Source organism: Pararhizobium sp. DWP3-4 (assembly GCF_049898205.1).
GTDB lineage: Bacteria > Pseudomonadota > Alphaproteobacteria > Rhizobiales > Rhizobiaceae > Pararhizobium.
In genome coordinates, this window is sequence record NZ_JAFCXF010000007.1 from 369292 (window position 1) to 380679 (window position 11388).

At 62.1% G+C, this 11388-nt stretch carries 9 protein-coding genes; 1 reads left to right on the plus strand and 8 read right to left on the minus strand.

The window, feature by feature from the left end:
* Positions 1–380 precede the first annotated feature (380 nt).
* The gene (locus tag ACP7E6_RS20170; protein ID WP_426231480.1) at positions 381–1043 is read right to left on the minus strand and encodes a L,D-transpeptidase; all 663 of its coding nucleotides are present in this window, start codon (positions 1041–1043) and stop codon (positions 381–383) included.
* Between the two features lie 179 nt (positions 1044–1222).
* On the opposite strand from ACP7E6_RS20170, the gene ACP7E6_RS20175 reads away from it, so the two are divergent.
* A complete protein-coding gene (locus tag ACP7E6_RS20175; protein WP_426231481.1) occupies positions 1223–1756 on the plus strand; it encodes an MmcB family DNA repair protein in 534 nt (177 codons plus the stop codon).
* A gap of 7 nt (positions 1757–1763) precedes the next feature.
* On the opposite strand, the gene ACP7E6_RS20180 is transcribed toward ACP7E6_RS20175, so the two are convergent.
* From ACP7E6_RS20180 to ACP7E6_RS20210, 7 genes are all read right to left on the minus strand, one after another.
* Positions 1764–2348, minus strand: coding sequence for an ActR/PrrA/RegA family redox response regulator transcription factor (locus ACP7E6_RS20180; RefSeq protein ID WP_426231482.1), 585 nt, complete (start codon positions 2346–2348; stop codon positions 1764–1766).
* Positions 2349–2425: 77 nt separating this feature from the next.
* Entirely contained in the window at positions 2426–3730 is a 1305-nt protein-coding gene (locus ACP7E6_RS20185; protein WP_426231506.1) for an ActS/PrrB/RegB family redox-sensitive histidine kinase, read from the minus strand.
* A 31-nt stretch (positions 3731–3761) separates the two neighbouring features.
* Positions 3762–6230 (minus strand): ATP-dependent helicase HrpB, encoded by a 2469-nt coding sequence (gene hrpB, locus ACP7E6_RS20190; RefSeq protein ID WP_426231483.1) that lies wholly within the window; start codon positions 6228–6230, stop codon positions 3762–3764.
* Entirely contained in the window at positions 6227–6889 is a 663-nt protein-coding gene (locus ACP7E6_RS20195) for an ATP-binding cassette domain-containing protein (RefSeq protein ID WP_426231484.1), read from the minus strand. Before ACP7E6_RS20195 ends, hrpB begins: the two co-directional genes overlap by 4 nt.
* Positions 6890–8521, minus strand: a complete 1632-nt coding sequence (locus ACP7E6_RS20200; RefSeq protein ID WP_426231507.1) for an ABC transporter permease — start codon at positions 8519–8521, stop codon at positions 6890–6892.
* A 76-nt stretch (positions 8522–8597) separates the two neighbouring features.
* Positions 8598–9836 carry an ABC transporter substrate-binding protein gene (locus ACP7E6_RS20205; protein ID WP_426231485.1) on the minus strand — a complete coding sequence of 413 codons (1239 nt, stop codon included), beginning with the start codon at positions 9834–9836 and terminating at the stop codon, positions 8598–8600.
* Positions 9837–9938: 102 nt separating this feature from the next.
* Positions 9939–10883 carry an ornithine cyclodeaminase family protein gene (locus ACP7E6_RS20210; RefSeq protein ID WP_426231486.1) on the minus strand — a complete coding sequence of 315 codons (945 nt, stop codon included), beginning with the start codon at positions 10881–10883 and terminating at the stop codon, positions 9939–9941.
* Between the last annotated feature and the right edge of the window lie 505 nt (positions 10884–11388).

An 11388-nucleotide genomic window follows, 5' to 3' on the forward strand; every position in this document is an offset into this window, starting at 1 on the left:
GCGGCCGTAACGTGCGGTCCTGATGGCGGGGGATGGTGCCCGGGCGGGAAACCGCCTCAAAAACGTCTCCCCCGCGGCTTCCAGGCTGCGGTTTGGTTGAGCCATGCAAGTTCTGGCGCAAAGGCCGGGATGCAGCGAGACGGGGTAATCATTCGTAGGGGCCGGAAGCCCCGAGACAAGCCAAAGGCCACGCGGAAGCGGTGCCATGTTGAAATTGTTTTGAGAGGTTCCGCATCCGCGTGCGCTCTCCATGCTCTTTGAAAACCGCAGGCGATTTCGCCGTGCGAAGGCGGACCCGTGTCATCTCGGCATGTCGAGGAATCAAAAATCCCCGGACAAGCCGGGGATCTGAAACGTCTGGCACTCGGTCGAAGCAGCAGTTACTGCTGGACGATGACGTGGGTGTTCTTGCCCGGACGGACGCGGGCATAGAGGTCGATGATGTCCTGGTTGATCATGCGGATGCAGCCGGACGAAGCAGCGGTGCCGATCGAGGCCCATTCCGGCGAACCGTGGATGCGGAACAGCGTGTCCTTGCCTTCATCGTTGAACAGGTACATGGCGCGGGCGCCGAGCGGGTTGCGCAGGCCAGGCCCCATGCCGTTCTCGACATATTGGGCAACGTCCGGCTTGCGCACGGCCATTTCCTTCGGCGGATGCCATGTCGGCCATTCCTGCTTCCAGGCGACGTAGGCGCGGCCTTCCCATGCAAAGCCGGCCTTGCCGACGCCGATGCCGTAGCGAACGGCCTTGCCGCCGGGCAGCACGAAATAGAGGAAGCGGTTCGGCGTGTTGACGATGATCGTGCCGGGCTTTTCAGCCGTCGTGTAATCGACGATCTGGCGGTGAAAACGCTCGTTGACCTTGTTGATCGGGATCGCCGGAAGAGCGTAGCCGTGATCTTCGATCGGGCCGTAGCCATCCGAGAAAATCTGGTTGGTCGCGACTTTTTCGCCGATGGGAGCGATCGGCGCGGTGGAGCAACTGGCCAAAGCGAGAGTGGCCGCGAGGCTGCACAGCAGGAATGCATTGCGGAAGCGCATGGGGATCTCTTAAAATGAGGCAAGAATATCTGGGTCGTTTCAACCACCAGTGATTATGGTTTATTTGCGATTCATGCCGGATTGCAAGTGAATGCGTTGCGGCATTTTTATGCGGCAGTGCAAATTCCCGGCGGATTGTTTTTTTGCAACAAAAGCGCCGTTATGCGAGAGTTTGATGCATGGCGATTCTCTCTATCCACAACGATAGTCCGTTGACCGACGGCCGGCAGTCGCAGCGTGCATTGATGGTTCGCCGCGGCGTGCAGCGTTACCTGCATGAATTGCGCCATGCCGTATTGCCGGAACTGACGCTGGCCAGCGGCAGGCGTGCCGACTTGATCTCCATTTCGCCAAAGGGCGAAATCTGGATCGTCGAGATCAAGACGTCGATCGAGGATTTCAGGGTGGACCGGAAATGGCCGGACTACCGGATGCATTCCGACCGGCTCTATTTCGCCACCCATAGCGGCGTGCCGCTGGAAATTTTTCCGGAAGAATGCGGATTGCTGCTGTCGGACGGCTATGATGCCGAAATGATCCGCGATGCGCCGGAACATAGGCTCCCGGCGCCGACGCGCAAATCCGTCACCCTGAATTTTGCCCGTGTCGCGGCGCAGCGGCTGATGCTGGCGGAGTGGTCGGCAGACAGGGCAGGCGATACCAGCCCGAACATGCGCGATATCGTTTCGGGCTCGCTGGACGGTGAAAGCTGACGCGCCGTTATTTCGGCGCGCGCTTGGCCAGGATGCGCTGCAGGGTGCGGCGGTGCATGTTGAGCCGGCGGGCGGTCTCCGAAACGTTCCGCTCGCACATTTCATAGACGCGCTGGATATGTTCCCAACGGACCCGGTCGGCCGACATCGGATTTTCCGGCGGCTCGGCGCGTTCACCGGCCCGCTGCACCAGCGCCCCGAAAATATCGTCGGCGTCGGCGGGCTTGGCAAGGTAATCGACAGCCCCGAGCTTCACCGCGTTGACGGCGGTGGCGATATTACCATAGCCGGTCAGCATGATGATGCGTGTGTCGTCGCGCCGGGTGCGGATCGCTTCGATGACGTCGAGACCGCTGCCGTCGCCGAGCCTGAGGTCGACGACCGCGTATTTCGGCGGGCGGGTCTTGGCCTTGGCGATGCCTTCGGCAACCGATTCGGCGATATCGACGGCAAAACCGCGGGTTTCCATGGCGCGGGCAAGGCGGCGCAGGAACGGCGCGTCGTCATCGACGATCAAAAGGGACGTATCAGTGCCGATCAGCGAAGCATCACTGGGTGCAGCGCCGGCCGCTTCGGTGGTGTTTTCCGTCATGTCGCAATCCTCGGTGCAGTCTCTCGTTCCTGCACTCTATGTAAGTTCGCATATTCCCGCTACCGAATGCCGTAAAGTCATTTTGACAGTTTCGTGTCCATCAGGATGCGCGGCCATTCGACGCTGACGCGGGCGCCGGGCTTTTCCGGACCGCCGTTTTCAAAGGCCAGCTTGGCGCCTGAGCGCTCCAGCAGCGTCTTGGCGATGAACAATCCGAGGCCCAGGCCGCCGGCGCTGTCGTCTTTCTGCCGCTTGGTGACATAGGGCTCGCCGATCCGGCTGAGGATATCCGGCGCATAGCCGTCGCCATCGTCCTCGATGACAACCGAAACGATCGCAGGCGTATGGGTGACGGTGACCGTCACTTCCTTCTTGGCATAGTCGACCGCATTTTCCAGCAGGTTGCCGAGCCCATAGAGAATGCCGGCATTGCGGTTGCCGACAGGCTCCTTGGCGCGGTCTCCCCGTTCGACAAGGTTGATCTGGATGCCGAACTCGCGATGCGGCGCCATGACCTCCTCGATCAGCGAGGACAGCGGCAGATGGCGCATATGATCTTCGTTTTCCGAAGACAGCGTCGTCAGGCGCCGCAGGATATCCCGGCAGCGTTCGCTCTGGCTGCGCAACAAGTGCACGTCCTCGCCGAAGCGCGGATCGTTGCCCAGTTCACGTTCCATCTCCTTGGCAACGACGCTGATGGTTGCGAGTGGCGTGCCCAATTCGTGGGCCGCCGCCGCCGCAAGGCCGTCGAGTTGCGAAAGGTGCTTCTCCCGCTGCAGCACCAGTTCCGTCGCCGTCAGCGCCTCGGACAGCTCGCTCGCCTCCAGCGAGACGCGGTAGGTGTAGAAAGCCGCGAACGCCGTGGTGGCAACGATGGCGACCCATAATCCGGCCGTAAGGACCGTTGGTACCAAAAGGACGACACCCGGATACCAGGGCAGGGGAAAGGGCGAGTAGGCAAGCGCCGTAATGCCGAGAATGGCAAGACTTGCCAGCGCAATGCTGTGCCACTTCGGCTGCGAGGCGGACGAGATGATGACGGGAACGCAGACCAGCGGCGCAAACGGATTGGCAAGGCCCCCGGTGATGAACAGAAGTGCAGTCAGCTGAGCAAGATCGATGCCAAGCAGGGCAAAGGCTGCCGGTGGCTGCAGCCGGTGCGTCGGCGGATAGCGGATGGTGAGATAGGCATTCACCCAGCCAAGCAGGGCAATCAGCGAGCAGCAAGCGATCAGCGGCAGCGGAAACTGCAGCCAGAAGGCGGTGATGATGACGGTGATCGACTGTCCGCCGACCGCCAGCCAGCGTAGGCGAACGATGGTTTGCAGGCGCAAGACACGGCTTGTGGTGGCTTCTTCCCCGTCGAGTGCGGCCGCGATCATCCGGTTTCCTGTCGTAAAAGTCATTTGAGTGTCATGTACCACGCGGCTTTGCCCGTGTCGTCGGCGGCGCGTTGGCCGGATCTTCCGGCCAGGGATGTTTCGGGTAACGGCCGCGCATGTCGGCACGCACATCCTTCCAGGATCCGGCCCAGAAGCCGGGCAGGTCGCGCGTCGTCTGCATCGGCTTGTGGCCCGGCGAGATCAGCTCCAGCAGCAGCGGCAATCGCCCGCCGCCGATCGACGGATGTGTCTTTAGCCCGAAGAGTTCCTGAACACGGATCGACAGTACCGGCTCGTCGCCATCGTAGCGGATCGGATGACGCTGGCCGGTCGGCGCTTCGAAATGCGTCGGCGCCAGCCGGGCGAGATCGCGGGTGACGTCGTGCGGCACCAGCGATTGCAGTCCCTCCGAGAGGCTGCCCGCACTGATATCGTCGATACCGCGCGTATCGCGCTGGAAAGGCACGAACCATTCGTCCAGCCGCGATAGAAGGCTGTCATCCGACATGTCGGGCCACGGTTCGCCCAGCATGCGATAGAGAAACCCGATGCGGTCGCGCAATTGTGCGGCTTCCTTGGAGAATGGCAGAACCACAAGCCCGAGCTGGCGAACGCCATCGGCGAGCGCCCGCGCCGCTGCTTCGCCCTTGGGTTTACTGAGAGGCGTCTCGTCGAAAATGATCGCGCCCAGCCGTGTCACCCGTCGCGCCCGGACTTGCCGGCTTGGCCGGTCGAAAAAGGTCTGGTCTTCCTGGACGATCGCTTGCGGCATGTGCGCTTCGACATCGGCCCGGGTGATTTCTGCGGCGGCCAGTATACGCTGCCCGCCGGCACGGCCGGTCAGGTCGGCAATGACCAGCATGGAGGCACCCGCCAGACGTTCGGTTTCGGGCAGCTCGGCGCCACGGCCATTGGCCATGACAAACCGTCCGCGTCCGCCACGCTGCAGGGCGATCCTGTCAGGAAACGCCTGCATCAACAAAATGCCAGGCTGAACCGGATCGCTGGAATCCTTGCCGGCGCTCAAGCCCTTGGCCATCCGCCGGGCCAGCCCCCGCGAGGCATCGGCCCGGTCGCCGCGCTCGGACTTGAAGCGACGCAGCCGGTCTTCCAGATCGATGCCGCTTCCGCCCAGCCCCTGCTCGGTCAGAACCACGGCCAGAAGACATGCTTCAGTGGCCTGTCCGTCTTCCCCAGCCGAAACAGCCATGGCGGCAAGACGTGGCGGCAGTGCCAGCTGCCGGATTTGCTTTCCGCGAGCCGTCAATGTCCCGTTGGTATCGAGTGCGCCTAGCTGAACGAGCAGAGCCTTCGCCTCCTGCCATGTCGTCACCGGTGGCGGATCGAGGAAGGCAAGCCCGGACGGATCTGTCACCCCCCAATGGGCGAGGTCGAGTACGAGGCCAGACAGGTCGCTGGACAGGATTTGCGGTGGGGTAAACGCAGGCAGCGCGGCCGTCTGCCCCTGATGCCAGAGACGGATGGCAATGCCCGGTTCCGTGCGCCCGGCGCGGCCCGCCCGCTGATCAGCGGAAGCGCGCGAGACGCGCACCGTCTCCAGCCGGGTAATGCCGGTGGATGCCTCGAAGGCCGGAAGCCGCTGCAGACCGCTATCGATGATGATGCGTACGCCGTCGATTGTGATCGAGGTTTCGGCAATCGACGTGGCCAGCACGATCTTGCGCGTTCCCGCAGCAGCAGGTCGGATAGCCGCGTCCTGTTCCTTCTGGCTGAGATTGCCGAACAGCGGCGTGATGATGGTTTCCGTACCGAACCGGCCGGTCAGCCGCTCGGCCGTGCGGGTGATTTCCGCCTGTCCCGGCAGAAAGGCGAGGATCGAGCCGGTTTCCTCGCGGTGCGCCTCGACGATGGCCCGCGTCACGGCATCTTCCACGCGTTCCGTCGATGCCCGTTCGCGATAGCGCACATCAACCGGAAAACTCCGCCCCTGGCTTTCGATCACAGGCGCGCCGCCCAAAAGTTGCGCCACCCGCCCGACATCCAGCGTCGCCGACATGACGATCAGCTTCAGGTCATCGCGCAGCGCCTGCTGCACATCGAGTGCCAGCGCCAGTCCGAAATCCGCATCCAGCGAGCGCTCGTGGAATTCGTCGAACAGCACCGCCGCAACGCCCGGCAATTCCGGGTCATCGAGCAACATCCGCGCAAACACGCCCTCGGTCACCACCTCGATGCGGGTCCTTGCCGAAATCCGGCTGTCGAGCCGCATGCGGTAGCCGACCGTATCGCCAACGCTTTCGCCAAGCAGGCTTGCCATGCGCCCGGCAGCCGCGCGGGCCGCCAGCCGGCGCGGCTCAAGCAGGATGATCCGGCCATCGCCACGCCAGGACTGATCCAATAGAAACAGTGGCACAAGCGTCGTCTTGCCGGCTCCGGGCGGCGCCGAAAGCACGACCGCTGGAGCCTGCGCCAACGCCTGCCCAAGCTGCGGCAGGATAGCCCGTACCGGCAGGTCCGGCAGAGTGTCCGTCAGGGTCATTGGCTGGCCTCCTCACCAATCACAACGATATCCCCGCCAGCGGCTTGCGCATCCGCATGATCATGGGTGACCAGAATAACCGGCAGGCCGGCGGCTTTCGCCCTTGAGAAAATCAAAGCACGGGTCTGTTGCCGCAGGTCGCTGTCGAGTTTGGAGAAGGGCTCGTCGAGCAGCAGCAAGCGCGGCGCCGACAGCATAACGCGCTGCAGCGCCACCCGGGCTTTCTGCCCACCCGACAACGTGGCTGGATCCTGATCGAAAAAACCCGTGAGCTCCACATCGACCAGTGCCTGCTCCGCCATGCGCCGCCGCTGGTCGCGTTTTGCGATCGATGGTGTCAATCCGAACAATAGATTGCCGCCGACAGAGAGATGCGGAAACAGCAGCGCGTCCTGGAAGAGTAAACCGCACCGGCGTTTTTCCGCTGCAACGCCGGTCAGGTCGTCGCCATCGATCCGGATACGGCCGCTGGCCGTAAAGGCCGGGTCGAGAAAACCGCCGAGATAAGCAAGCAGCGCCGATTTTCCGGAGCCGGATGGTCCCATGACCGTCAGGATTTCTCCGGGCCGGACATGCGCGGACAGAGACAGCAGCGTTCGGCCGTTAAGGGCGATGGAAATAGTCTCCAGATCGAGGCCGTCTGTCGTGTCGGGTTTCATTCAAATCCTCATCGCGCGCCGGTCGCGGAATAGCAAGTGCGGCACCAGCGATGCAATCAGAAATCCGCCGAACGGAACCAGCGTCTGCAGAAGCGCATAGACGCCGATGGCCCGCCGGTCGCCGCCGGAAGACAGGGCCACGGCCTCGGTGGTGATGGTGACAATCCGTCCGGCGCCGATCAGAAGCGTCGGCAGATAGAGCCCGGCAGACACCGCGAAACCGACGGCAAAGGCGGTAAGGCAGGCCCGCGTCAACAGCGGCAGGCGGACATGCAGCAGCACCTGCAATGGCGATTTTCCGAGCCCCACCGCCAGCGTTTCGTAGCGGCGGTCGAGCGCCTGCCAGGGTTGCGACAGGGAAAGAGTGACATAGGGCAGCACGAAAATCAGATGCACGAACAATAGCAGAGGAAAGGATGCGTCAAACCCAAGCGACACGCTGAGGATCTGCAGGCCGAAGACGAAGCAGAGCTGCGGCACGATCAGCGGCAGATAGAGCACGCTGCTAAAGGCGCGGCTGTCGCGAACGCCCTGCCACAGCAGTCCGATAGAAAACAAGAGCGCGATGGCCGCAGAACTGCTGGCAAGCGAGATCGTCGTGGCAATCGCATCTCCAGCCTGCGGCAAGACGCGCATCCAAGGCTGAAGCGTAACACTATCCGGCAGCAGAGATGGAAACGGCCAGAGACCGGCAATCGACCATAAGAAGAGCACGAAAAGGCCGAGAAAGACCAATGCCGCCGCTAGGGCCATGGCTGCGCAGGCCGACCTGCGCAGCAACCGGTCATCAGCCCTGCGAACACCGGATACAGACATCCGTCGCAACAGAACAGATCCGACCTGCTCCAAGGCCAGCCACGTCACCATTGCCGTTATCGTAAGAGCGAGCTGCAGCAGCGCGCCAGCCGAGGCAAGGAACCGCATCCGTAGATCGCTATCGGCCATCCATTCGGCAATACGCACCGCAAGCGGCGCCGGCAGTGCCGGACCGAGGATCATCGCCACATCGACGACGGAGCTGGCATAGGCAAGCACGGCAAACACCGGCAGCCGGATCTGCCGGTAGAGCAGCGGCCAGACGCTGATCAGGAACCCGCGGATACGGCCGTAGCCAAGGCTGGCCGATAGCTGCCGCGCCTGGACGAGCGGCACCTGCTGCAGCGCCGCCAGCGTCACCAGAAACAGGAACGGCATTTCCTTGATGATCAATCCCGCCATCATCGTCAATCCCAGCGGGTCCTGTGGCACCAGCCAGTCGGGCGGGCTGCCATAGCCGGAAAGACCGGGCGACACGAGACGCACTGCCAATCCCGACGGCGCAACAAGGAAGACAAGGCCAAAAGCTGCGGCGGCATGCGGAATGGCGAGCAGCGGTGAAACCAGGTGCTGAATGCGCGAAAACATCCGCGTACCGGCATACCCGGCGGTAAACAACATGACGAGAACAAGCGACACACCGCTGGTGACGATCGCCGTTGCAAAACTGATCAGCGACGAGCGCAACAGGTGAGGTTGCGCTGCGAGGTCGGCAAAATGCTCAAGGGTCAGATGATCGCCGCCGAGCGCCGGCAGCAGGCCAAAGGCCGGCCCGATCGTTCCGGCCAGCCCGGCCAGAATCGGCAGGCCGATCATCGCCAGCACCAGGCCCGATACGCTGAATCGGCGGCTCACGGTTTTACCGCTGGTCTGCGGCCGGATGTGGTTTCCTTCAGTTTGCCGCCCCATAGCGCTTGATCCATTCCGCCTCGATGCGCGTCATCCAGTCGGGATGCGGCTCGGCCAGTGCTGGCCCGAGCTTGTGCGGCGGCAATGTCGCGACGCCGAGATCAAGCGCCGCGAACGCGGCTTTGCCGGATTCCGGCAGCTTGCCGACCGCCAGCACCGTCGGATCCCCCCAGATCTTCGGATCCTGTTTTCGCACCTGCGCTTCCGGTGACAAAAGGAAATTGGCCAGCACCAGAGCACCGGCCTTAGCATTGGCATTATAGGGAATGCCGACAAAATGTGTGTTGCCGAGCGTTCCCTTCGGAAACACGAAGGAGCGGACGCTGCCGGGCAGTTCACCGGCAGCAATACCGGCCGAAGCTTCCGCCGGATTGAACGCGAAGATGATATCGAGTTCGCCGTCCGCCAGCTTCTGCTTCATATCAGGATAGTTTTTTGGGAAAGCCTTGCCCTTGCGCCACAAGAGCGGATGCAATTGGTCGAGATAGGCAAACAGCGGCGCCACATCCTCATCGAACGTCGTGTCATCGACCGGTTTCTGCAGCTTGGCTCCGTCGGCGATCAGTTCACTCAGCACTTGCTTCAGAAAGGACGAACCGACGAAATCTGGCGGCTGCGGATAGGAGAACCGGCCGGGATGAGTTTTTGCAAAGGAAAGCAGGTCTTTTGTCGAATCCGGTAGGTCTTTTTCCGGTGTTCGCGCGCCGTCATAGAAGAACACCAGTTTTGCCGCCCCCCACGGACTTTCCAGTGCTTCGGTGGGAATGGTGAAATCCGTTGTCGTCGTCGGCTGGTTCTCGATATCGACCAGACCCCAGTTTGGCAGCTTCGTTGCCCAGCCCGGCGAAAACAGCAGGCTTTGGCGCTTCATCGCGGCAAAATTCTCGCCATTGATCCAGATGAGATCGACGGACCCATGCCGGTTGCGCCCGGCCGTCTTTTCGGCCAGCACCGCCGTCACCGCCTTTGCGGTGTCGTCCAGCTTGACCTGCACGACAGTAACGCCGTAGCGCGCCTTCACCGCGTCGCCGGCCCATTGGATATAGGCATTGATATTGGCCGAACCGCCCCAAGCATTGAAATACACGGTTTCGCCGCGGGCGTCAGTCAGTACCTGGTCCCAGTTGGCCGCATCGGTTGCCATGGCCGGTCCGATAGAAGCCAGCGCTAGCGGCGCCAAAAGCGCCATCCGGATAAACATCCGCCGCGTCGATCTGATCATGCTTCCCCCACTGGCTCCAAATGCGCGGCCCCAACCTAAGCCAAGGCCGCAATCCGTCAACGCCAGGCGAGTTCAACCACCATCACGATCCGGTGACGGCAATCAGCTGCGCCGCGCGCCCTCAAAAGCAAGAACGGCCCCGGCCAGATCCTCAAGCGCTGCGCCGACGGATTTGAACAGGGTGATTTCGCTCGGGTCCGTTCTGCCCACATGACGCCCGCCGGTCAGTTCAGACAGATCCGCCCGCACGGAACCGGCGGCAATGATACCGGCCCGCAATGGCTGAACCAGATCGCCGCCTTCGGTGAGCGCGCCGTCGCGCGTGTCGACAAACAGCGTGGCGCGCTCGACGGCCCGGTCATCGCTCTCGCGCATGCTCGGTTTGAAAGCGCCGACGAGGTCGAGATGCGCCCCGTCCTTCAGCCAGTCGCCACGGATCAGCGGTTCGGATGAGAGGGTCGCACAGGAAATGATGTCGGCCTGACGGGCGGCGGCTTCTATATCCGTGGCAACGGCGATGGTGATACCGGGAAGATCAAGCAGTGCTGCGGTGGCTTCCGCCTTGCGGATATCGCGGGCCCAGATCGTCACTTCGGAAATCGGCCGCACGGAGGCATGCGCTTCGATCAGGTTCTGCGACAGCCGGCCGGCACCCACCATCAGCATGCGCCGCGCATCCTTGGCGGCGAGATAGTCTGCGGCGAGCGCTGAAGCGGCGGCTGTGCGGCGTGCGGTGAGTTCGGCGCCATCGATAATGGCCAGAAGCTGGCCGGTCTTGCCGGAGGAAAGCAGATAGCTGCCATGGATCGCCGGCAGGTTGCGGCCGCTATTGCCCGGAAACACCGACACCATCTTGACGCCGATATAGCTGCCCGGCTGCCAGGCGGGCATCAAAAGCAGGGTTGCGGCATCTTCTCCGGGAACCGCAACGTCATGATGATGGCGCACCGGCATCTCGCAGCCGTCGCGAAACATTGTTCTGAGTGCCTCGATTAGCTCGCCCCAGGGCAGCATCGCGCGCGTTTCGGCTTCATTCAGGACCAGCATCTGTCTCTCCCATATAAGATAAGTGGCAAATCTTAGCAGGAGTTCTCAAGGGGACAAAAGGAGGGGATGGGCTGATGTTGTGCGGCCCGCGCATAACCGCGAAATTTCGCCCCACCGCGTCGTTCCCATTTTTGACCATTTGGACAACATTCCAGCTCGTGGATTGGGTGTGATTTGCCGGATTCTGGCGTGTGTTTTGGGTGCATTAGGAATACACCAACAATAACAGACACTTATCAAAAACTTCATTTTCTTTCAAAGTCTGTGTTGACTTGTTTCGGGTGTGTCGCCTATAAACCGCTCACCAACGAGGGCGGCGGCGCTGCTGGCGACCGACGAACTCGCTCTGAAGTTTCTTACGAAAGTTTGGTGCGGATTGTGGGTTTAGGCGGGAACGCTGAGGCTCTCGGGGTTAAGGTTTCGACGGATTTTGGTTCGTCTGTTTTTTGACAATTGCATAGAGAGAAAGAGAAACGTGGGCGGCGGATGTTCGCAACTGGATTAA

Coding starts and splice junctions, on each gene's coding strand:
- ACP7E6_RS20170 (WP_426231480.1), bottom strand. CDS start 1,043: ATGCGCTTCCGCAATGCATTCCTGCTGTGCAGCCTCGCGGCCACTCTC.
- ACP7E6_RS20175 (WP_426231481.1), top strand. CDS start 1,223: ATGGCGATTCTCTCTATCCACAACGATAGTCCGTTGACCGACGGCCGG.
- ACP7E6_RS20180 (WP_426231482.1), bottom strand. CDS start 2,348: ATGACGGAAAACACCACCGAAGCGGCCGGCGCTGCACCCAGTGATGCT.
- ACP7E6_RS20185 (WP_426231506.1), bottom strand. CDS start 3,730: ATGATCGCGGCCGCACTCGACGGGGAAGAAGCCACCACAAGCCGTGTC.
- hrpB (WP_426231483.1), bottom strand. CDS start 6,230: ATGACCCTGACGGACACTCTGCCGGACCTGCCGGTACGGGCTATCCTG.
- ACP7E6_RS20195 (WP_426231484.1), bottom strand. CDS start 6,889: ATGAAACCCGACACGACAGACGGCCTCGATCTGGAGACTATTTCCATC.
- ACP7E6_RS20200 (WP_426231507.1), bottom strand. CDS start 8,521: ATGATCGGCCTGCCGATTCTGGCCGGGCTGGCCGGAACGATCGGGCCG.
- ACP7E6_RS20205 (WP_426231485.1), bottom strand. CDS start 9,836: ATGATCAGATCGACGCGGCGGATGTTTATCCGGATGGCGCTTTTGGCG.
- ACP7E6_RS20210 (WP_426231486.1), bottom strand. CDS start 10,883: ATGCTGGTCCTGAATGAAGCCGAAACGCGCGCGATGCTGCCCTGGGGC.